The sequence below is a fragment of the Nocardia terpenica genome, from assembly GCF_013186535.1.
In the GTDB taxonomy this organism is placed as follows: domain Bacteria; phylum Actinomycetota; class Actinomycetes; order Mycobacteriales; family Mycobacteriaceae; genus Nocardia; species Nocardia terpenica.
Map to the genome: position 1 here is coordinate 1,413,348 of NZ_JABMCZ010000002.1, position 22,599 is coordinate 1,435,946.

Below are 22,599 nucleotides of genomic sequence, written 5' to 3' on the forward strand. Positions count from 1 at the left end.
ACGTGGATGGTCCCGGTCGCTCGGCGCACCCCGTCCGGATCTGGGGTGTTTCCGTATGCAAGGTTGGCGCACCGATCACAGTCGGGCTGTCGGTGCGGTTCGGCACAATGGTGCCCGTGAATGCCGACCAACCGACCGTACAGCCATTCGCCCATCTGAGCGCCCCCAACGCGGAACTCTATCGGGATGTGCTGGTCACCTTCGCGCGGGCGCGGGATCGGTTCATCGTGCACATGCGGCCGGAGGATGTGGCGGCTGAGCTGGGTCGTCCGAGTACGCCGGAGACGGTGTCGGCCGCGTTGGAGCAGCTGGTCGGGTGGGGCAACCTGCGGTCTGATCCGGATACCGGCCGGGTCACCACGGTGGCCGACTTCCATCGGGCCCGATATCTTTACCAGCTAACTGTCGCGGGGCAGGCGGCCGAGGAGGCGCTGGCCGTCTACGACGCGGCACTGGGCCGCCGGGGTGCGCTGCAGTCGGTGGCGCTGGAGGACATCGCGAATCAGTTGCGCGCGTTGGTGGCGCTGGCGCGCGCAGAGGTGGCCGATATCGACCCGGCCAAGGTGCATCTGCTGCTGCTCGGTCTGGTGGAACGGTTTTCGGGGCTGGCCGACAATGCCCAGGCCTTCATGGCCTCGCTGCGCCGGGTGATCGACTTCTCCGACGGTGACGTCGAGGCGTTCGTGGCCTATAAGCAGCGGCTGATCGACTACATCAACCGGTTCATCGCCGACCTCGCCAACCGGGGCGCGGAAATCGCGGCGCTGCTGGAGGGTCTGACTCCCGATGAGGTGGAGCGTCTACTCCGGCTGGCGGTGGAACGCGAGGCCCGAGATGCGATGCCGGACCTGCCCGATACCGCGGACCAGGGCTGGGCCGCATACGAAGCGGCACTCTCCGACACGCTCACCATGTGGCACAACCGGTGGCGTGGCCTGCGCGAATGGTTTGTCTCGACCGACCCGCGCCACCCATCGCAGGCCCGCCTGCTGCGCTCGGCGGCGGTCACTGCCATCACTCAACTGATCGACACTGTCGCCACGCTGAACGAGCGGCGCTCCGGCCGCTCCGACCGGTCCGCCGATTTCCGAGCGCTGGCCCAGTGGTTCGCCGAGGCGCCCGACGACGCTGCGGCGCACCGGCTGTGGCGCGCCGCCTTCGGTCTGACCCCCGCCCGGCACCTGACCGTGACGGTGGAGACGGTGCAACAGTGGCAGCAGGTGGAGCCACCGCCCAGCACCCCGTGGGCCGAGGCGCCGGGCGTAGAGATCAGCCCGCAACTGCGGCGTACCGGCACCTATGAGCGGCGCGGCCAACCGGCCCGGGTCGCCGACCGCGATGAGGCCCGCCGGATGCTCGAGGAGCATGCCACCCGCGAACAGCGGGAGGTCACAGCCGCTCGAGCCAGGCTGTCCACCGGCGGCCCAGTCCTGCTGTCCCAAGTCGATGTGCTGGACACCCGCGTTTTCCGGCTGTTCCTGGGTCTGCTAGGCGATGCGCTGTCGGCGCGGCAGCCCGGCGCCACCGAGGTAGAGACCACCACCAGCGACGGCACGCTGCTGATCCGGCTGACCTCGGTTGCCGACGCGCCGGTTGTCGAGATTCCCACCGAGGATGGGGTTCTGCGCGGCCCGGAACACGTCATCGAGATCATCGATCTCATAGGCGCCGCACTGGTGGGGGCCTGATGGATCCGCAGGAGGAAGCTACCCAGCGCCGCCGGGCAATGCGAGCACTACTGACCAAACCGCTGCTGACGGTCGGTGCGGACGAGGACGCGCTGCGTCTGGTCCGCCGGCATGCCGCGCATCTGCGAGATTGGTTCGGTGCCGAGACCGGTTGGCGGCTCGTGGTGGATGCCGAATCGGCGCGGCTGTTCAAGGTCTCCGCCACCACTGACGACGCCACGCGTCCCGCGCAGGAGGGAAAGGGCAAGGCGCCCTTCGGCCGTCGACGTTACGTGCTGCTGTGCCTGGCGCTCGCCGTGCTGGAGCGAGCCGACACGCAGATCACCCTGGGCCGTCTGGCGGAGGGTGTGCTGGTTGCCGCTGGCGAACCGGAATTATCCGCGGCCGGTGTGGAATTCACACTGAGCCGCCGGGACGAACGGACCGACCTGGTGGCCGTGGTACGACTGCTGCTGGCTTGGGGCGCGTTGGAGCGGGTTGCCGGCGAGGAGGACTCCTACCTCAGCGACACCGGCGACGTGCTGTACGACGTCCGCCGCCGGGTGCTGGCAGCGCTGCTCACCACAGGCCGCGGACCGTCAACGGTTACGGAGGGCGGGTTCGAGCAGCGGTTGAAGGCACTGTCGACCGAATCGGTGCCCGACACAGAGGATTTGCGCCGCCGCACGCTGCGCCATCAGCTGACCCGTCGGCTGCTGGACGATCCGGTGCTCTATTACGACGACCTGACCGACGACGAGCGGGCCTATCTGATCAATCAGCGTGTCGCCATCACCCGCCGCATCGAGGATGCGACCGGTCTGGTTGCCGAGATGCGCGCCGAAGGCATCGCGATGGTCGATCCCGACGACGACCTGACCGACGTGCGCATGCCGGAGCAGCGCACCGACGGCCACGTCACACTGCTGATAGCGGAGTATCTGTCCGGGCGGGTCGGTGAGCCGGTTTCGATCGACGCCCTGCGTGCCCACGTGCGTGTACTCGCGCGTGAGCACACCTCGTACTGGCGCCGCGGCGTGACCGAGCCCGGCGCGGACGCCGAACTGCTCGAGATCGCCCTGACCAAGTTGCGGGCGCTGCGGCTGGTTGCGGACTCGCCGCCGGAAGCTGTGCGCGCGCTGCCCGCGATCGCCCGATATTCCGTGCAGGAAGCGGTGATTCGCGATGGCAGCGAGCCACGGATACGCCGCACGACACGAAAGGTACGGCCGCGATGAGCGACCTTCCCACACCGGCCCGGCAGCGCTGGCAGCCACTGCGGGCCGGGCTCGTGGACCTGTTCTACTACGACGTCGAGGAGTTCCACTTCCACGACGGCCGCCTGCTGCTGCGCGGCAACAACGGCACCGGCAAATCGAAGGTGCTGGCGTTGACGCTGCCGTTTCTGCTCGACGGCGAGCTGGCCGCGCACCGGGTGGAACCTGATGGTGACCGCAACAAGCGGATGGAATGGAATCTGCTGCTGGGCGGCAAACATCCACACACCGAGCGGCTCGGTTACACATGGCTCGAGTTCGGCCGGCTGACTTCCGACGGAACACCCGAATACCGGACCATCGGCTGCGGGCTCAAGGCGGTCGCCGGGCGCGGCATCGCCCGGCACTGGTTCTTCGTGACCGAGCAGCGCGTCGGCCATCGGGGCGCCGTGGGAGAGTTGTCCCTGGTCGGCCCGACGAAGGTGGCGCTGACCCGGGAGAAGCTCAAGGACGCACTCGGCGGTAACGGGGTCTACGACACGGCCTCCGACTATCGCCGCGCCGTCGACGAGGCGCTGTTCGGGCTGGGGCAGCACCGCTACGAGGCCCTGGTCAATCTGCTGATTCAACTGCGGCAGCCGCAGTTGTCGAAGAAGCCGGACGAGAAGCTGCTGTCGCGGGCGCTCACCGAGGCACTGCCACCGCTGGATCCGGTGCTGATCACCACGGTAGCCGAGGCGTTCCGCGGCCTCGACGAGGAACGCGAGGCGCTGCGGGGTCTGGCCGAGGCGAAGACAGCAGGCGAGGCGTTCTTGGGCCACTACCGCAGGTATGCACGAATCGCGGCGAAGCGGCGCGCCGAACCGCCGCGCAAGGCGCACAGTCGCTACGAAAAGCTGAACAGCGAACTGGCCGAAGCGCAGTCGGCGTTTGCCCGGGCTGAGGTCGCGGTGGCCGCTGCGGTGGCGGAGCGAGAGGCGGCCGGGCAGCACCGGACAACGCTGTCCGCGCGGCGCGATGCTTTGCACGACAGCCCCGAGATGCGCGACGCCAAGGCATTGAACCAGGCGAAGCTGGACGCCGAGCGGCTCGGCACGCTGGCGGCCGATCGGGAGCGCGATCTCGCGAATGCCGTAAATACGCTGCAGCGCAGGGAAAGTCAGCTCGCATCCGCGCGCGGGATGGCCGCCGCCGACGCCGACGCTTACCGCCGGGCCACCGACGGCGCGGCGCGGGCCGCGGCTTCGGCCGGGCTTTCCGCGGGCCACACCGAGATCCTCGAGGTGTTGGCGACGGATTCCGAGCCTTACCTGGCGGCGCAACGAGCAGGCGACCAGCTTGTCGATGCGACTCACACCGCGTTGACCACGCTGGCGAAGCTGCTGGACGCCGCGGACACCGCGGACCGGGCCGCACAACGTGCCCACGACGAGATGGATCGGATCACCGGCGAACTGCAGCAGGCCGTCGAGCGAATCTTGGAGGCCGAGCAAGACGTCACGGCCGCCGGTGCTGCCCTTGTGGCCGAGTTCACCGAATACCTTCGTGACGCACGCTATGTGCGAGTCGCGGACCTCGACACGGTTCAGGCAGCCCTCGATGCCTGGGTCGACACGCTCGACGGTCCGAACCCGGCCGCCACCGCGGTGGCCGAGGCGGTGCGACTGGCCACCGCCGCGGTCGCCCGGGAACAGCAGGGTGTGGAGGCGGCGACCGCGGCCGCCGCAGCCGAGCGCGACGAACTGGTCGAGGAAATCGCGCGACTGGAACAGGGCGGCCACGATGCGCCGCCCGCGCCGCCTACCCGGGATGAAGCTGCCCGCCGGACTCGGCCCGGGGCGCCACTGTGGAAGGTCGTCGACTTCACCGCCACGGTATCCGATGAGCAGCGGGCAGGTTTGGAGGCCGCGGTGCAGGCCGCGGGTATCCTCGACGCCTGGCTGGATCCGGATGGCACCCTGCGCGACGGTGCCACCGACGACGTACTGATCGCACCGGATACCGCAGCTCCGGATGGCGGGCTCACGGCCGTGCTGACCCCTGCCATTGATCGCGCCGACCCGCAGGCCGCGGCGCTGGATGAGCCCGCGGTCATCGCGGCGTTGGGCGCCATCGGTTTCGGGCGCGACAGCGCCACCACCTGGGTGGACACCGACGGCAGCTTCCGGATCGGCGTGCTGCGGGGTTCCTGGCACAAGGCCGCGGCGGCGTATATCGGGGAGGGAGCGCGGGAGACCGCGCGGCGAGCCCGGCTGGAACGGCTGAACGCCGAGCTCCAACAGGTCGAGGCCCGGCTGGAGACATTGGCCGCCACGGCCATTGAGCTGGCCGACCGCCAGGAGGCGATCTTCGCCGAACAGCGGCGCCACCCGGCCGATACCGCCCTGCGGGATGCGCACAGCCGGGTGACCGCAGAGCACCGGGCCCGGCAACTGCTGGACGGCAAGCACGCCGAGGCCGCCGCCGAATACGCTCGCCGTGCGACACGTGCTCGCGAGGCATTGTCCGCCGCAACGGAATTCGCGCAGGACGTGCACCTCCCCGCAGATCGGTCGGCCCTGGCGGAGGTCCGGACCGCACTCGGTGACTATCGGGTGGCGCTGGCTGGGCTGTGGCCGGCGGCCCGCGCCGATGCGCGAGCACAGGACGCGGTACGCGACGCCGAGCACGAGCGCGAGCTGGCCACCGACCGACGCGACGAGGCTGTTGACGCGGCCGGGCAAGCCCGCATGGAAGCGGACAGTGCGGCCGAGCGGCACCGCACGCTCGTCGAGACCGCCGGCACAGCCGTCGACGAACTGTTCCGTGAGCTGGCCGCGGTCGAGACCGAGATCGCCGCCAGCGAGAAGGCCATCGACGCCGCGCTGGCCGCCGAGCAACGTGCCGTCGGCGACCGCGGGCGTGCCGAAGGGCAGCGCGAAACGCTGTCGGCACAACTCGATGAGGTGACGGCCGACCGGGAGCGGACAATCGCCGAACTGCGGGCCTTCGCCGCCACCGGCCTGCTCGCCACCGCGCTGCCCGACCTGACAGTCCCGGATGTGACCGCCGACTGGGCTCCGACCCCGGCGGTGACGCTGGCCCGCGCGATCGATGCCGAACTCGCCGACCTCGATGCGGGAGAACGGCCTTGGGAGCTGATACAGCAGCGGGTTTCCGCCGAGCACAAACTGCTCACCGACACGCTCTCCCGGCAGGGTCATTCGGTGGGTCTCACCGTCCGAGACGGCATCATCGTGGTGGATGTGCGGTTCCAGGGCCGCCAGCAGGACGTGCCGGGTCTGGTGGACGCACTGACGGCCGAAACCGAGCACCGCGCCACACTGCTGTCCGCCAAGGAACGCGAGATCCTGGAGAACCATCTGGTCAACGAGGTGGCCGGGCTGCTGCAGGAACTGATCTCCGGCGCCGAGGACCAGGTGCGGTCGATCAATGCCGACCTGGCGGCGCGACCCACCTCGACCGGTATGCGGCTGCGCCTGCAATGGCGCACGGTGCGCGGGGCGCCGGAAGGGCTGGAACGGGTGCGTGAGCGGCTGCTGCGACAGACCGCCGACGCGTGGAGCACTGCGGACCGTGCGCTGGTCGGCGCGTTTCTGCAGGAGCAAATCAACCGCGAGCACAGCGACGACACCACCGGCGGTGGCTGGACCGAACAGCTCACCCGGGCGCTGGATTACCGGTCCTGGCACGAATTCGGGATCCAGCGATATCAGGACGGTCAGTGGCGGCCTGCGGCCGGCCCGGCATCCGGTGGCGAACGGGCGCTCGTCACTTCGGTCCCGCTGTTCGCCGCGGCCTCCTCGTTCTACAGCTCCGCGGGGAACCCGCAGGCGCCACGACTGGTCGCGCTCGACGAGGCCTTCGCCGGTGTGGACGACGACTCGCGGGCCAAATGCCTGGGCCTGCTCGCCGCCTTCGACCTCGACGTCGTGATGACCAGTGAGCGTGAATGGGGTTGCTACCCACAGGTTCCAGGCTTGGCCATCGCGCAGTTGTCGCGCCGGGACGGGATAGACGCGGTGCTTGTCACGCCCTGGCGCTGGGATGGCAGGGAGCGCGTCGCGATGGCGCGGCCGATCTCACGACTGCCGGTACCCGCCGCCTCCCCCGCCGAGTCCGCTGGCGGGTTGTTCTGAGCGGCGTCGAGAGTTCCGCCGAGGCAGGCGATCCCGAGCGGGTGCGGCGGCTACTCGGCGGTGATGAGTTGGCGTGGCTGGTAAATCGGGTGCGGCACAGGCTGGAACGGGGAGAACCGGTCACCGGTAGCACCACCCTGGCCAAAGCGAGCCTGGAACAACGCCGTGCCGTCGAGCGGCTACTCGGCCGACGCGGACGTACCGGTGGATCGTTGACGGTATCGCTGGACGAGGTGGACGCCGTGCTACGGGGCAGCGGCGCGGCACCGGACGGGCTGGCGGGCGCGGTCCGAGTGCTGGTTGGGGTGGTGGTGAACCAGTCCGAGCGATCGGCCGCCGAGGCCCGGGAATGGTTGCTGGCTCAGGCTCCGCTCGACGAGCTCACCGAGCGCCGGCCCGAGTTGCGGGACTGGCGCGAATGGCTGGACAGTACCGGCCTGCTGCGCCGCTGCGCCGCCGACGCAATCGCGGCGCATGAACTGTGCGCCGGCTTGGCGCGGGTGGTCGATCGACTGCCCGCCAAAGACGTCGCGCTCGGCAGGCTTGCCGCCGACGCCACCGGAAAGGCGCATGCGCTCGATGACGGTCGGCCGCTCGCTACGCTGGCCATATCGGCTGCCCGAGCCCTGGCCGGGTCAGCACCGGCGGGGTCGGGGTCGGCGCTGGAAAGGCGGGCAGCATGGGCCGCGGTAGGCGTGCACCGCGACGAATTGTCCTCGACAGTGCTGGCCTTGGGCCTGCCCGGCGGACCGGACTCGGCCATGGGTCAGATCCTGGCGCTGGCGCGCACCGCGAGCGAACCCGTTGTGCTCACGCTGCGGCAGCTCACCCGCATCGAACCGGCGGTCCTCGGCGTCCGGTCAGCGCTGGTTCGGATCTGCGAGAACCCGATCGTTGTTGCATCCGCCGCCGACCGATTGGGATCGGTTTGCCCGCCGCTGATCTGCTTGTCCGGGCAGCCCTCCGCTGCCGCCCGGCACCTGCTGGAGATGCTCTCCGAAGCCGGCGCGGATTTTGCCTACCACGGTGACTTCGATTGGGGCGGCGTCCGCATCGCCAACTCACTCACGCGGCACATACCGTGGCGGCCTTGGCGATTCACCACCGCCGACTATCTGAATGCGCTGCCGCGGGCCACCGGCGGCACACTGTCCGGACGCCCGGCGGCCGCGGTCTGGGACACTGAGCTGGCCCCGACCCTGCGTCGACACGGCGTTCGCATCGAGGAAGAACTCGTGCTCGACGAGCTAGTCGAGGATCTCGCCACCCGGACTGGACACGGGCGAGCGGACCCAGCCAGTTCGGGCTCACCGCTAGCCCTTCGTACCATCTCTCCTCGTAATTCAGATATTCTGAATTCATGAGTACGATGACAGCTGCCGAGGCATCGCGGAACTTTTCCGCCGTGCTCGACCGCGCCGAGCACGGTGAAACGATAACCATCGTGCGACACGGGCACACCGTTGCCGTGATCGCGCCCGCGCCCAAACGAACGGGCCGGGATCTGCGGCTCGCCCTGGAGAACTCGGAGATACCGCCGTTCGACAATGACTACGAGTCCGACATCGCCGATGGACTGTCCTTTGTCTCAGACGAAATGAGCGACCCATGGGCCGAAGCCTGATCCTCGACACCGGCATCTTGATCGCTTACGAGCGCGGGAAGATCGACCGGACCGTCTTCGATGACGACGAGCTCGCCGTGGCCGCAGTGACCGTAGCGGAGTTCCGCGTAGGTATCGAACTCGCCGAGACCCAAGAGCGGGCAGCCGCCCGATCGCGCAGACTGGATCTGCTCTTGGCAGACATCGACGTACTGGATTACACCAAGCGTACGGCCGCCTACCACGCCCAACTCATCGCCCACGCACGTCGCACGGGCACCCCACGTGGCGCACACGACCTGATCATCGCGGCCCACGCGGCCGAGACCGGCCGAACCGTCGTTTCACTCGATGCCAAAGCCAAATTCGGGCAATTGCCCGGCGTCGTAGAGATCACCCCTGATCGGAGGTGACGTACACCGATGTCCGTTATCGCAAGGGAGGTGCCCTAACGAATTTCCCACCCGTCGAAGTTCTTCCGCATCGACGGCTCCAGGACTTCCGCCCTGGCCGCCTCAGGCGCCGCAACGTGTCAGCCCGAGGCAGGACACCTCTCACCGAAAGGTCGTGCGCGACAAGTGATCCGCAGGATGACGAACTGAACGGCACGAAGTTGAGCAACCCACTACGCACATATCGCTTCGGCCGACGATCCTCGCCAGGGTTCGACCTGAGCCGTCGGCCGAAGGCAAGCATCAGACCCACACAGAGAGTGAAAGCAGCGACACCGCGTGTTCGGGTAGGCACTCGAACACCCGAATGCGGCATTCATGCCGGAGATTCGGTGGCCAAAAAGCACTTGAGCACGAAAACCCGGCAAGATTGCCAGGTTTCCGTGCTTACGTGGTGGGCGAAGGGGGATTCGAGCACCTCGCCGTAGGCATCCGTGCCACGCTTACGTATTCGAGTGTATCGAATATCGCCTACTACACCTGCGAAACGACCACCTCGAACGCGTCAGCGCGTTCGAGCGTCAACCGCGCCGCACGCGAGACGCGGGTGGACCGGAACCTGCGCGTAGAGCGGGGCAAGTTCGGCCCACATGTTCGTCCAGCAGGTGGCCGACGAAGACGAGGATGATCGGCGATATCCGATCATCGCGGACTGGCCGGGTCGGTTCACAGGTCAGCCATGTCGGATGGCGCGGTGGGCGAAGGTAGGTCTGGTGCCCGGGTTCAGCAGAGCTCCGGTCAGCTCGCTGGATGGGAAGAATTGCAGGAATCGTGAATCTGATTGGGAGACATCGACGATGGTCTTCTCGATGATGAGTGAGTTGTATTGCTCGTAGGTGGTTTCGATAGTGTTGGCGTTGAGGACGACCTCGTGCCCCCAGGTTTTGGTGGATCCGGCGAGGCCGGGGATGCGGGAGTGCTCGGGGGTGAGACATTCAGTGGCGACGGCGTTTTCGCTGATCGCCCAGATGCCGGTGTCGGTATTGAGGACCAGGCTCTGGTTGCCCATGGCATGGCCGGGGGTCGCGATGAGTGCGACACCGGGGCCGAGCAGGATGCTGCCGTCGAGTGGCAGGATCTTTTCCGGCGGTAGGTCGACGAAGGTGCTCGGCTGGTACCAGGGCCGCTGGAACGGGTGCAGGTCGGCCATTGCCTCGAGTTCGTCGCGTTGGGCGAGCAGTTTGGCGTTCGGAAAAGCCGCAGTCACTGGGGTTTTCGGGCTGATATCGGGTTGAGGTTTCGTGGTGCCGAGCCAGCGGCGCACATCCTGGGTGTGTAGGTGGTCGAAGGCGAGATAGTCGACCTCTGCCGGGTCGACGCCCGCGGCGCGGCAGGCGGTGCGGACGTCGGAGTGCTCGCGAACGAACAAGCCACGGACCGGACCCGGTGTGTATTTTTGTAGCTCGGCGAAATACGGTGTGTAGGAGTCCAGTTCGTGATCGCTGGGCTCGAACAGCAAAGTGCGGACGGTGCCGTCGCTGTCGGTCCACCGCACGATCAGCATGCGGTTGCTGATGGTGAGGAACGGGGCCGGGGTGATCGCTGCGCGGAACAGTCCATACCGGGTGGGATACGGCAACGAGATCAGGTCGTGGGTGCGGACCGAATCCGGGTATCCGGTGGCGGCGAATTCGCGGCGGAAATCCTGCGCGGCGGTGCGGGCCGCACGCAACCGCGCGCCGAATCCGCCCGGCGCGGTCAGTGCCTTGTCGAAGGTGTCGATGCGCGGGAACGGCGCGGTCACTGTCGGGCGCGGGATGGCGACCGGTTCGGTGGCGAGGCGTTCGGCGATGCTCATGAGTTTGCTCCGATCAGGCCGGGTCAGAGGATGCGTGGCCGCAGGTGGGTGAGGCCGAAGAGTGGGGTCAACGGTCGCAGCGGGACCGGTGGTAGCCATCCGCCATAAAGGTCGACGCGGTGCAGCCGGGCCTCGACGACGCGGCCGATACCCAGTTGGTCGAGCGGATCGCGTTCGGAGCCGTGCACTTCCAGGGTGAAGTCCTCGATTCGCCGGACTTCGAGTACCTGTTCGCGCGGGGCGAAGCCCACTACCCACGACGGGAACAGCCCGGACAGCCCGGCGATATTGCGGTGCGGGCGGGCCAGGATGGGGGGCGGATCGGTGATAACCTCACCCAGTCGGCCGCCCATGCTCAGCAATTTGTGGCCGCGGCGGGTGGCCGCGGCGCGGATTTCGGTGTCGGTCAGTGTCCAGTCGACCTCGCCGAGCTTTTTCGGGTATCCGAGCAGTTCGCGGCCCAGGATCAGGGCGACGTCGTCATCGAGAATCATCCACGGGCAATGGATTCCGGTCCCCTGCACGGTCTTGATGTGCACGAACAGTCCTGCCTCGTGATAGACCGAACCGTAGTTGCAGTCGGGAAACCACGCGGTGAACAGGTCCGCGCGGGCCGGTTCGGTGAGCCGAATCCCGGCGGGCAGCCATTGCCGCATCCGGTTAGGGTCGATTTCGACTGTGGCGGTGAAGTAGTGGGCGTCGCGGTAGAGGCTGCCACGCGGATCGCCGAGCGACAGCAGCCGCCGCAGATCTGTTCCGATGGCGCGGCCCGAGGTCCGGCTGTCTGGTTCCCATCCCATATCAGTTCACCTTCTGGTAGACGGCGCGCAAGATCGGGCCGACCAATCCGCGTGGCGTGTATTGGCCGCCGACGGTCTGGACCTTGGCGAATGCTCCGGGCACCACACGGCGGCGACCGGCGGCCATCCCTTTGAGCGCTTGCTCGGCGGCCTGTTCGGCGCTGACCCACAACAGTCCCGGCACCAGCTTGTCGAGGTTGGAAACCCCTGCGGCTTCGGCATATTCGGTGCGCACCGGGCCGGGCGCGAGCAATGTGCAGCTCACCCCGGTGCCGACGAGTTCGCCGTGCAGCGATTCGGCGAGAGTATTGGCGAACGCCTTGGTCGCGGCGTAGGTGGCATTGTTCGGTCCCGGCTGGTTACCTGCCGTGGACCCGGTGATCAGGATCGCGCCTGCACCACGAGCGACCATGCCTGGCAATACCGCGAGGGTTAGGTCATGCACCGCAACGGCATTGAGTTCGACCTGCTTGCGCTCCCGTGCCGGATTCGATCGCGCCACCCCGCCGTAGGTGGCAAATCCGGCGTTGTTGCACAGCACCGCGATATCGCGTTCGCCGAGTTCGTCGCACAGCTCGGCGCGCGCGCCTGGATCGGACAGATCGCTGGCGCGGACCTCTGTTCCTACGCGGTGCTCGATGGACAGCCGGTCGGCCAGATCTTGGAGCCGGTCTTCGCGGCGGGCCACCAGGATCAGTGAATATCCGCGCCGGGCAAGACCTTCGGCGAGCGCGGCACCGATTCCGGAGGAGGCGCCGGTGATCACGGCGGGTACACCTGGTGTGGGTGTGGGCAAACTCATCAGGAGGCTCCTCAGAATTGGGTGAGCGCGCGAGCGGTCACTGTGAGGCCGGCGGCGGCGAGGGTGCGGGCCGCGCCCGGTCCGCTCACCTGCTCGGCTCCAGCAGCGATGCGACGGAAATTGGCCGCGTGCCAAGCCAATTGCAGATACGAGTTGATCGGGTCGGCTCCCGGCAGTGGAATGCGCGGCGCGATCGGCAGCGCCTGCGGTTCGCGCTCGCCCGCCAGCAGCCCGGCCGCGATATCGGGTCGAATCGCGAACGGGCGGCCCAATCCGATCAGGTCGACCGCGCCGGTGCCGAGCACCTCGTTCATGAACTCGCGGGTACGGATGCCGCCGGTGAGCATGAGCGGCACCCTCGGCCGCGCCCGCAGCGCCTCGGCATACCGCAGGAAGTACGCCTCCCGCTCGCGGGTGCTGTCGGACATGACGCCGGTCATCGCCGGGGCCTCGTAGTTGCCGCCGGAGATCTCCAGCAGATCGATACCGGCTGCTTCCAGCGCGAGCGCGACATCCAGGGATTCGTCTTCCTCGAATCCCCCGCGCTGGAAGTCGGCCGAGTTGAGCTTCACCGACAGAATCGCGGTGGGACCGATGGTCTTTCGCACATCAGCGACAATCTCCAGCAGCAGGCGGCGACGATTCTCGGCGTTGCCGCCGTATCGGTCGTCGCGCTGATTAGCGATCGGCGAGAGGAATTGTGAAAGCATATACCCGTGCGCCGCATGCACCTGCACACCGGAAAACCCTGCGGTGACAGCGAGTTCGGCGGTGCGAACGAAACGCCGCCGGAGCTCGGCGATCTTGTCGCTCGACAACGCCCGCGGCTTGCGCAGATTGAATCCGACCGCCTGCGGGCGCAGCGCGGACGGTCCGACCGGACGCCGGTACAGCGGCCCCACGGCCACCCGTCCCGGATGGTTGATCTGCATGACCATCGCCGCACCTTCCCGCGCTCCGGCCCGCGCCCAGTTGCCGACCTGTTCCAGGTGCCGTTCGTCTTCGAGGGTGACGTTGCGGGGTTCGACGAAGGCGCGGCGGTCGATCATCACGTTGCCGGTGATCAGCAGACCCGCACCACCACGCCCCCAGGCACTGTAGAGTCGGGTCAAAGTTTGTGAGGGCGCGCCGGTGATATCGGCGAGCTGCTCACTCATCGCCGCCTTGGCGAGGCGGTTCGGCAGGACGACACCGCAGGGCAGCCGCAACGGACTGCCGACGGCGACCGTGCCGGGCGTATGGGTCTTAGGGGACATCGGCGAACTCCTGGTGTGTGACAGCGGGATTCGGATCAAGCGGTAGTGCGTACGAGGCGCGGGCCCGACTGTGGCGCGGTGCGCGCCGCCGCCTCGGAGGTGACGGCGCCGTCCTCGGTCCGGATGTCCGGGTCCGCGGCGGGCCTGCGTGACAGCAGCGAACTCACTGTCATCAACCGGGACGCGGCCCGGACCAGCGTCCGGCCGCGCCGCACCTCCCAGCGCAATTCCGGTCCACCCGCGAGGATCCGCGCGGACGGCTTCGAGATACGCGCGTAGAGATCGCCCACCGGTACAGGCAGCCGCTGCTGCAGCAGCGCCGCCTCGGCGAGCAATCGGGAGCTGTTCATCAGCAGCATCCCCGCTCCCGAACGTGGCGCGACCAGACCGGCGAAATACAGGTTCGCCAATCCCGGGGCGAAAGTATGTGCAACCAACCGCGGCTGCCCCCGCTCCCACTCGAGCAAGCCTTCGCCCAGGAACGGGAACGTCGTCTTGAAACCGGTGGCCCACACGATCGTGTCGTACTCACCACTCGTGCCATCGGTGAAATGCACCGTGCGCCCGTCGAATCGGGCGATCTCCGGACGAACGGCGATCCGGCCGTGCTTGAGGAAATACGGCAGCTGCTGATTGACCACCAGATCCTGATCGAAGATCCGGTGCCGGGGCTTTTCCAGCCCGAAACTGCGGTAACTGCCCATGCCGACCGCGACGATCGACCGGAATACGGCCTCCTGCAACAGCTTCGGCACCGGCAACGAGCCGAAATCGAACGCACCGCTCGGAATGCCGAGCACATACTTCGGGATGAACCAGTACGGGCGGCGCAACGACAGCTCCGAGGTGCCGAACGTGATCGCTGCCTCGACGGCCAGATCGCAGCCGGAGTTCCCCGCACCCACCACCAGCACTCGGGAACCGTCTAGATCGTCCGGGCGCTTGTAGTGCTTGGAGTGGATCTGCTTGCCGATGAACTCACCCGAATAGTGCGGCACGTGCACATCCCAGTAGTGGCCATTGGCCGCCACCACGCCCGCGTACTCGCGCACCGCACCATCCGCGATCTCCACCCGCCAACCGGTCAGCCCCGAATCATCGAGCGGCGCAATATTTTTCACCACGGTGTTGAATTCGATGCGGTGATCCAGGCCGAATGCGCTTGCGAAGGACCGCAGATAGTCCCGCATCTGTGCGGCGCTCGGGAAATCCGGATAGTTCGCGGGCATCGGATAGTCCGGATACTGGGTGATCGCCTTCGAGCTGATCAGATGCGTCGAGTCGTACACACCGTGTGACCAGTTGCCGCCGATCGCATCGGTCGCCTCCACATGGTCGTAGTCCAGACCCAGATCCGTGAACGCCTTCGCCACGGCCAGCCCGGTGTAACCCGCTCCGATGATGCAGTAACGGTGCACCATTGCGACCTCCCGTCAAAAACTACACTGACTGTAGCTACAGTGAATGTAGTATTTGTGACTGCAGGTAACACTGTCAAGGGCCGACATGAAGAAAGGCTGGTGAACAGCGTGGCGGTGCAGAAACGACGCCCATACGCACCCCGAATGGACCCCGAGCAGCGCCGCGAGCAACTGCTCGACGCGGTCCTGCGGATCATCGTGACCCAGGGCGTGCACAAGGTGTCCATCGACGCGGTAGCTCGCGAGGCCGCCGTCAGCCGCCCGGTCGTCTACCGCCTGTTCGACGACTCCGACCACCTGCTGCGCGCCTCGCTCGACCGTGAAGAGGCCGCGGGCCTCGCTCAAATGGCCGAGGTCGTGCCGCGTCCGGGCACCGGCGATCCAGCTCAGGCCGCCTCCGATGGCCTGGGTCGTTTCCTCGCCGCTGTGCAGTCCGCGCCCGATCGCTGGCGCGCCGCCTTCGCCCTCGTCGACAGCAGCACACCGACGTTCCGCCGCCGCATCGAAACCGGACGGCAAGCATTCATCGCGGCGCTGACGACGTTCGTCCGAACGGCAACACCACCCGGCCGACTCGACGCGATCGACATCGAACTGACCGCCCGCGCCCTCTACGCCCTCTACTGGGACAGCGGCAGGCTCATCCTCACCGAACCCGACACATTCTCAACCGAACGGGTAATCCGCTTCGCCGACAACATCATCCGCGCCCTGCCCGCCTTCCACGACCACACCGAACAGGACTCCTGATGCGCGACCTCTACCACGACATGCTGCGCACCCACCAATGGATCTACGAGAACACCGACGGTCGCCTCGGCCACCGGCTGCTGTTCGGCAACCCCACCCTGTTGCTGCGTACCACCGGCCGCCGCACCGGACTCCCCCGAACCTCCGCACTCATCTACGCCCGCGACGGCGAGAACTACCTCGTGGTCGCCTCCAATGGCGGCGCACCGAGATCCCCGGCGTGGCTTGCCAACCTGAGAACCAAACCGGACTGTGAAATCCAGATCGGACGCCGCCGCCTCCCCGTCACCGCCCGGCCAACCCTTCCCGACGACCCCGATTACACCCGGCGCTGGGAAATCGCCGACAAGGTCAACCGCGGCCGATACACCCAATACCAGCAGCGAACCACCCGGAGCATCTCGATCATCGAACTGCGCCCCACCAACTGATCCACTTAGCCGTCGGCGTCAATCTCCCACACCCGCATCGGGATACGACCCGACGACATTTTCGCGAACCGTACAGCAACCCGCGTGAAACCCAGCCACGATCATCAGGCAGCAGCGAATGCACTGCGATGCTCGGGGACGACCGATGGCCTACAACAAATGCGCTGCCGGTCACATCTATTCATCGTTCAGCAACTACCGGCTAGATCATCTGGAGGATCGAACAGCTACTTGAACGCCGCAACGCGGCATCTATGCCGGATGCGCAGTGCTCAAGGGCACTGAAATACACGTAATCCCGGCACATAGGCCGGGATTACGTGCTCGAGTGGTGGGCGAAGGGGGACTTGAACCCCTCCTCACGGCATCCGTGCCACGATTACGTATTCGAGTGGTTCGAATATGACCTACTGCACCGGCGATGTCAACCGGAGGACATCGGCTCCTAGTCCGCTTCTGACTTGCTTCCACGGCTGGTCGTTTGCCCAAAGAAGAAGCCAAGAATCAGCAAAAACGCACTACTGAGAATCTCTGGAACCGGAGTGTGGATGAACATTGCGACGATCAGGCCCAAGGTGATCACGGCCAGTAGTACCCCACCGATGAGGACTGCTGCTGGCTCTCGATCGAGCACTGATTTCCGTATCCGCCATTTGCGCTCCTGAACGTCGAGGCGACTCATCTGGAGCGCCGACCCCGTGATCGACAGTTCACCCGCCGTTCAACCGTCACGCGCCGGTCAGCCGGGCTGAATGCGTGGTCGTGAGGTTGATGTATGAAATGCCACACACCGGTTTCGTGATCAACCCGCGGAACGGGCGCCGGGGCGTATCCGCGTAGGTTGATATGCAGTTGGCCGTCAGGGAGCCTGGCGCACTCGCGATGCCCCCAGTGCACCGCGAGCGAGGTTGTGCCAACTCCCGCCCTACCCGTCACGACGCAGACTTGCGTCGATCCCGGATCCCCGACCGCATGCTCCAACACACCGTCTATGTGTGTTCGAGGTCGATGACGCGGTTGACGAATCCGCGTACGTCGGCGGGCAGCCGAGCTGGAACGGGACCAGATTCATCACCAGTCCGATCTCCGCCGGGCGGATGGAAGTGGAGCCCACCTGCAATGTGTCTGGCCTGTACCATCTCGCGAGCTGCCCGAGAGATCCGATCGGGTCTCACCAAAGCCGCATCCGCTCCTGGATCCTTCGCCGGTGGTGATCGCCCCGTTACGCAATCCCACACGCAGGGTTATCCGCCGAATCGAGAAGCCTTGGCGGACAATGCGAAACACCATCTCATAGGCAACGCCCTTGATCAGCCATCCGGCGATTGTGGCTGTCGTCAGCACGTGAATACTCCCCCCCCCCCCCCCCGCCTGGCACGAATCCCGACTGCGTGTCGCCAACCGTGCCGCTTCGGAGATGTTCACGGATGCCGACGGCAGGCAAGGTCCGAAGACTCGGCTGCCGAGCATCTTTCACTCGGCTGGAAAGCGGTAATGCCTGCCGGATACCGCGGATCGGGGTGTGGTGGTCGTGACTTTCAACGGCGCTGCCCGCTGACCTAATCGGAGTGCTGTGTGGTGTGACCGGGCTGCGGTGTTGTGTCGCCGAATGTGGTGGTTCATGGGATCAGCAGGTTGATGAGCAGGTCCAGCAGGCCGCCGATGAGGCTGCCGAGGAGTCTGATGATCATTCATGCTCCTGGAGTTGTGGTTGCGTATTCGTGGGTGTGTTCGTCGGTCGGGGTCGGCGAGGTGGGCGGTGAATGTGGGATGGGGTACTCGGGTGCGGTCGCTTCCGTGGTGAAGTGGGGGTCACCGCTGGCGCGAGTGGCGTTGCTGGTCGTGCCGGTACGGGTTCGGCGGTGGCGGATGCGGCGGGCGATGTAGGCGGTGCTCGCCAACGCGGCCAGGACGAGCACCCACGCCAGGTCTCGGCCGGGCTCGCCGGTCCGCGTGACCGTGCTCGTGGTGCCATGAACCGCGGGCGGTGGACTGCTCGGCAGCGGCGGCGCTGCGGCTGGCGGGAAGGCGACCGATGGAGCAGCAGTCGATGGAGCGCCTGGTGGCGCGGCAGCCGACGGGGCGGCAGCCGACGGGTCAGCGGCCGATGACGCGGCGGCCGACGGATCAGTAGCTGATGGGGCTGACGGCGCGGCGGCCGGTGGGACGGGTGCGTCGATGACAGGTGAAGGTGCGGCTGAAGGTTGTGGTGCTGCGGTCGGTGCCGGAGGTGGGATGCGTGGGGTGTGCGGGGAGTCGGATGCCGGGGTGGGGAGGAGGTGGTGGGTGAGATCGCGGGCCGCGGCGTTGAACCAGTCGCTGATGTATTCGACGGCGGGTTGTCCGCTGGTGGTGAACGCGGCTGTCTGGTAGGCCCCGTGTTGGCTAGCGGTGTCGAGGTATTTCCACCACACTGCCGGGTCGAGCAGGCGGCCGCTGTCGTCGATCAGGTTCGCGACCGCGTCCACGAGATCGGTGATCAGATGGAATACCGCCCCACGCGGTGTGGCGCGCCGGTCCGCGGTCACGAATTTCTCGGCCAGCAGCGCTATCGCGGCATTCGGGTCCGCCGCCGCGAGCGCGGCGACCTCGGCGATATCGGCCGGTGTCAGCATTCGCCCGGTCACCGCGAGCAGCGAATTCACCGCGCTGGTAGCGAGTTTCAGCACAGCGGCGCGGGTATCGGGGGTTTCGCGGGGATCGGAGGCATCGGCCAGACGCTGGGACAGCGACCAGCCGGGGACCAGCGACAGGGTGCCCAGGGTGCTGCCGCGCAGATCGTGGTCGATCACCTCGGTAACCGTCCGCGCCGCGGTCGCCTGCACCGCCACCACGATCGAGGTCAGCGCCGCTATCGGATCGGCCGGGTTCAGCTCGGCCTGCCCGGCGATATTCACCAGCACCCGCAACAGCGGCATCGACGGGGCATCGCAGGCCAGGTCACCCGGAAGGCACAACGACGCCACCCGCCCGGTGAGCGCACCGAAATCGGTGGCGATATCACCGTCGGGCCCGATCCCCTCCCCCTCGGCGACCTGCCGCACATCCGCTTGCAAACCCGACACATCGGCCCCGGTGGTACCCGGCACTGCAGCGGGAGCACTACGGTCCGGCGCTCCGGGAAACAGCGACGCCGCAGGACCGCGGGTGGGATCGGCCAGCAGCGCAACCGCCGCGACACGGTCGGCCGGAACCACCCCGGACCCGTCACCGATCTCACGGGCGAAGATCGAAACGATATGGGCCCCTTGGGAATAACCCAGCAGCCCCAACTCGGTGCGCGGGCAGTCCGCGAGCACCGTGGCCGCCATCGACCGCAACCGGTCCAGACCCCCGGACACCGACGCCACGTACGGCACATCACCTCCGGGCACCGCGCCACCGAAACCCGCCTCGTACGGCACATAAGCGTGCGCCACCAGGCGCGGTCCGGTCGCCCGCAACGGGGCCAGCACCGCCCCCAACATGCCCGCATCCGCGCCGTCGGGCGGAGTCAGCGGCGAGGACTGACCAGTCCCTTGCACTGCCAGCACATACAGACTCGGACAGTTCTGCAACGGCACACCGGGTTCGGCGGGCTCGGCCGCCGACGCACCACATGCCGCCATGGAAACGATCAGTGCGACAACCGCTGTGGCCGAACCTCGGCTCGGATCCATCGGCCATGAACGCGTGCGCAATCTTCCCCACCTTCGACACGAAACAACCACGACCACTGACGAATTCAGGATTCAGAATGAATGGATACCGGGGGCGTCGGTTCGGGGCGAAACCGCGCTGTTCCGCCCCGAACCGACACGATCAGGCCCCGGACAACAACGCGGCCACCACGTTCGACAGACCGGTCAACAGCGCGCTCAGAACACCCAGCAGCATGAATTCTCCTCTTGATTCGAATGATTCGATATCGAACAGTCGCAGTGCCAGGCACCGCACAGGCATCGACGCCCCGGCCCGGCCATCGATCACGAACCGGACCGAACACGTTGTCTCTCAACAGATGCGCACCCCTCCGTCTCGAAGCACAGCACGACGGCACAAAGGCGGGACACCCGCAGCGGTATTCGTCACCCATCCCCCGATGGATTGGCCCCGGCCGGAAGGTTTCTATTTCTGGCCAGAACCAATCCGGCGCCACGCCTGGCAACGAAACACCTTCCGCCGGGGCACTCTGGTCGTGACACCCCCAACCACACCGGGCCGTGCAGGAACCCGCGACCAGAACCCGGCCCGGAGATACCGTAGCCAGGACACAGCGGCGGCTTCGGCTGATCAGACTCTCCGACCAGCACGACCATCACGATCATCACTGCCCCGGCGCGGTGCCCGCACCGGCCAAACAACCAAGGCGCGCCCGCTCGCGGGTAATGATCCGGAGCGGATTGCGCCACAGATTCCCCGAGCCCATCCGAGACCGGTTCCACCACGAACGCAGACACGGCGGGTTCGTTCGATACCCCCTCAGGGGAGACCAGCTCCACGAGAAACGGCCCGGCCCAACACCAACCAAAAGGCAACCCTGTGCGTCTTCGTCTCACACTGCTCGCCCTGCTGAGCGCTGTCCCCTGTCGGTCATCGCTCCCGCCGATGCCCTCGCGAACGCACCCAGGCACGCTACGGGCGCATTCACCTACCACCTCGACGACGCCAACGACAAAGAAAAGACCGGCCGCATCGAAAATCCGGAATTGAACAACTGCTTCAGCATCGCAGAAAACGAACATAGCAAGGATGAACAACTGTACGCATTCAAGGTGCGCAACACACCAACACTGTCGCCCATGTATACGACCACGGACTCGGATGCGATGAAGGCCAAACCGATCTCGACCCACACGGCATGGTCCAGCCGGCAGGCCTCCATGTCCGGCATGTGATATTCACGGCCGTGCCCAAATAACGTTCACCTACCGCGGCGGGACTCCTCGCCCACGCCGGGCATGACCCCTCCGAGTGAGCCACGCACCCCACACCCGCCGACCCCGATCCGCTGTGCAGCGGCACGTCTCGGCACCGCCGCAAAACAGGATGATCCACCCCCACCCGCGCACGACCAGCCACCCCCACCGATACCGCCGGGGTGGCTGGTCGTTGACGACCCGGGTGATCATTCGCCACTACGACAGGTGTGAGATGGCGGGAGACAGGTTGCTATCGAGGTCGGGTCGACAGGCAGGGCACCGAGCGCCGCGCCTTCCGAGTGCACGCTGCCGTGAGCGCGAACTTCAGACTCCTTGATCGACAACCTTGCCTCGGCCGGTGTCCCAGGCCCGAACCCGGGCCGACACGGTGTACCTCCAAATCAGTCGACAATCTGGTCAGTCGCATCAACTCAACGAGCTTTGGCACGACATCCCCACGGATGGCCACCAACCGCCATGAGTATTCTCAGGTCCGCACCTGCCGACAACACCGGGCGACCGAGCGGTATGCACCTTCCTGAGGACACCCCAGGTTTCCCAGTGCTCCATATCGCCGGTCAGTCCCTAGCGGAATATAGAATCCGAACATTCGGTTAGACATGTCCGAGCGGGTTATCCATCCGCAATGGTTACGTCACGTGACCAAATCTGGCCTCTGCCCTCGATTGGTGTTTGTGATGACTGAGACCGATGGCCGAAAGTTGCGCGGGAACCGTACCCGGGCGTCCGTGTTGGATGCGGTGGTGTCACTGGCATCGGTGGAGGGACTCGACGGGTTGTCGCTGAGCCAGCTTGCCGCGCGGTTGGACGTCACCAAATCGGCGTTGTTCACCCACTGGCGCGGTAAGGAAGAGCTCCAGCTCGCGGCGCTCGAACACGCCAGCACACAATGGGTTACCGAGATCATCGCACCGGCGCTCGAACAGCCAACCCCCTTGCAGCGGCTGTGGGCGCTACACGAGCGCCGCCTGGACTTCTACGCCCGCGAGATGCTGCCGGGGCGATGCTTCTTCTCCATCGTCTATCGGGAATTCGACGATCGGCCCGGGGTGATCCACGACCGGCTCATCGAGCAATCAGCACAATGGCACGCGTTTCTCACCGCGACGATCGACGAGGCGATCGAGGCGGGCCAGCTGTGCGAGCACACGGATTCCGATCAGCTCGCCTACGAGATCGACAGCCTCGGCGAGGGCGTGGTGTCCCGAGTTCGAATGCTGGACCCGCAGTTCGCCCTCGCCGCCGCGCGTGCCGCGGTTCTGCAACGCTTGCGCGCTGCGAGCGTCGACCCCGACACGCTGCCCGAAAGCTGAATCCGCTTCGCACCATCCACCCGCGAGC

The 22,599-nt window shown here is 66.7% G+C and carries 18 protein-coding genes; 10 read left to right on the plus strand and 8 right to left on the minus strand.

The window, feature by feature from the left end; genetic code table 11:
- Positions 1-116: 116 nt before the first annotated feature.
- The 6 genes from HPY32_RS18220 (at position 117) to HPY32_RS18245 (ending at position 9,039) form a co-directional block, all read left to right on the plus strand.
- Positions 117-1,688, plus strand: coding sequence for a TIGR02677 family protein (locus HPY32_RS18220; protein ID WP_197696353.1), 1,572 nt, complete (start codon positions 117-119; stop codon positions 1,686-1,688).
- Complete coding sequence (locus tag HPY32_RS18225) at positions 1,688-2,905, plus strand: TIGR02678 family protein (protein ID WP_067579601.1); 1,218 nt, start codon at positions 1,688-1,690, stop codon at positions 2,903-2,905. The genes HPY32_RS18220 and HPY32_RS18225 overlap by 1 nt, the downstream gene beginning before the upstream one ends.
- A complete protein-coding gene (locus HPY32_RS18230) occupies positions 2,902-7,023 on the plus strand; it encodes a TIGR02680 family protein (protein WP_067579599.1) in 4,122 nt (1,373 codons plus the stop codon). Before HPY32_RS18225 ends, HPY32_RS18230 begins: the two co-directional genes overlap by 4 nt.
- A gap of 68 nt (positions 7,024-7,091) precedes the next feature.
- Positions 7,092-8,387, plus strand: coding sequence for a TIGR02679 family protein (locus HPY32_RS18235; protein ID WP_197696352.1), 1,296 nt, complete (start codon positions 7,092-7,094; stop codon positions 8,385-8,387).
- Positions 8,384-8,647 (plus strand): type II toxin-antitoxin system Phd/YefM family antitoxin, encoded by a 264-nt coding sequence (locus HPY32_RS18240; RefSeq protein ID WP_067579596.1) that lies wholly within the window; start codon positions 8,384-8,386, stop codon positions 8,645-8,647. The genes HPY32_RS18235 and HPY32_RS18240 overlap by 4 nt, the downstream gene beginning before the upstream one ends.
- Positions 8,632-9,039: a PIN domain-containing protein gene (locus tag HPY32_RS18245; protein ID WP_067579594.1), complete on the plus strand. Its 408-nt coding sequence runs from the start codon at positions 8,632-8,634 to the stop codon at positions 9,037-9,039. The genes HPY32_RS18240 and HPY32_RS18245 overlap by 16 nt, the downstream gene beginning before the upstream one ends.
- 712 nt (positions 9,040-9,751) lie before the next feature.
- Here HPY32_RS18245 and HPY32_RS18250 read toward each other — a convergent pair.
- The 5 genes from HPY32_RS18250 to HPY32_RS18270 are packed head-to-tail and all read right to left on the minus strand — an operon-like array spanning position 9,752 to position 15,155.
- Entirely contained in the window at positions 9,752-10,876 is a 1,125-nt protein-coding gene (locus tag HPY32_RS18250) for an MBL fold metallo-hydrolase (protein ID WP_197696351.1), read from the minus strand.
- A 23-nt stretch (positions 10,877-10,899) separates the two neighbouring features.
- Positions 10,900-11,676, minus strand: coding sequence for an acetoacetate decarboxylase family protein (locus HPY32_RS18255; protein WP_067579592.1), 777 nt, complete (start codon positions 11,674-11,676; stop codon positions 10,900-10,902).
- Position 11,677: 1 nt separating this feature from the next.
- Complete coding sequence (locus tag HPY32_RS18260; protein WP_067579590.1) at positions 11,678-12,478, minus strand: SDR family NAD(P)-dependent oxidoreductase; 801 nt, start codon at positions 12,476-12,478, stop codon at positions 11,678-11,680.
- An 11-nt stretch (positions 12,479-12,489) separates the two neighbouring features.
- The gene (locus HPY32_RS18265; protein ID WP_067579588.1) at positions 12,490-13,734 is read right to left on the minus strand and encodes an NADH:flavin oxidoreductase/NADH oxidase family protein; all 1,245 of its coding nucleotides are present in this window, start codon (positions 13,732-13,734) and stop codon (positions 12,490-12,492) included.
- A gap of 35 nt (positions 13,735-13,769) precedes the next feature.
- Positions 13,770-15,155: a flavin-containing monooxygenase gene (locus HPY32_RS18270; RefSeq protein WP_067579586.1), complete on the minus strand. Its 1,386-nt coding sequence runs from the start codon at positions 15,153-15,155 to the stop codon at positions 13,770-13,772.
- A 144-nt stretch (positions 15,156-15,299) separates the two neighbouring features.
- Between HPY32_RS18270 and HPY32_RS18275 the strand changes: the two genes are divergently transcribed.
- Complete coding sequence (locus tag HPY32_RS18275; RefSeq protein ID WP_067579584.1) at positions 15,300-15,905, plus strand: TetR/AcrR family transcriptional regulator; 606 nt, start codon at positions 15,300-15,302, stop codon at positions 15,903-15,905.
- A complete protein-coding gene (locus HPY32_RS18280) occupies positions 15,905-16,336 on the plus strand; it encodes a nitroreductase family deazaflavin-dependent oxidoreductase (protein ID WP_067579582.1) in 432 nt (143 codons plus the stop codon). The genes HPY32_RS18275 and HPY32_RS18280 overlap by 1 nt, the downstream gene beginning before the upstream one ends.
- Before the next feature lie 445 nt (positions 16,337-16,781).
- Here the strand turns inward: HPY32_RS18280 and HPY32_RS18285 are convergent, their stop codons facing one another.
- From HPY32_RS18285 to HPY32_RS18295, 3 genes are all read right to left on the minus strand, one after another.
- Positions 16,782-17,018 (minus strand): hypothetical protein, encoded by a 237-nt coding sequence (locus tag HPY32_RS18285; protein ID WP_156673988.1) that lies wholly within the window; start codon positions 17,016-17,018, stop codon positions 16,782-16,784.
- A gap of 1,009 nt (positions 17,019-18,027) precedes the next feature.
- Positions 18,028-19,944: a cutinase family protein gene (locus HPY32_RS18290; protein ID WP_171982918.1), complete on the minus strand. Its 1,917-nt coding sequence runs from the start codon at positions 19,942-19,944 to the stop codon at positions 18,028-18,030.
- A gap of 193 nt (positions 19,945-20,137) precedes the next feature.
- On the minus strand, positions 20,138-20,305 hold the full coding sequence (locus HPY32_RS18295) for a hypothetical protein (RefSeq protein ID WP_156673986.1): 168 nt from the start codon (positions 20,303-20,305) through the stop codon (positions 20,138-20,140).
- 719 nt (positions 20,306-21,024) lie between these two features.
- Here HPY32_RS18295 and HPY32_RS18300 point away from each other — a divergent pair.
- Positions 21,025-21,213, plus strand: a complete 189-nt coding sequence (locus HPY32_RS18300; RefSeq protein WP_067579578.1) for a hypothetical protein — start codon at positions 21,025-21,027, stop codon at positions 21,211-21,213.
- Between the two features lie 722 nt (positions 21,214-21,935).
- Positions 21,936-22,571, plus strand: a complete 636-nt coding sequence (locus tag HPY32_RS18305; protein ID WP_067579576.1) for a TetR/AcrR family transcriptional regulator — start codon at positions 21,936-21,938, stop codon at positions 22,569-22,571.
- Positions 22,572-22,599: the final 28 nt, after the last annotated feature.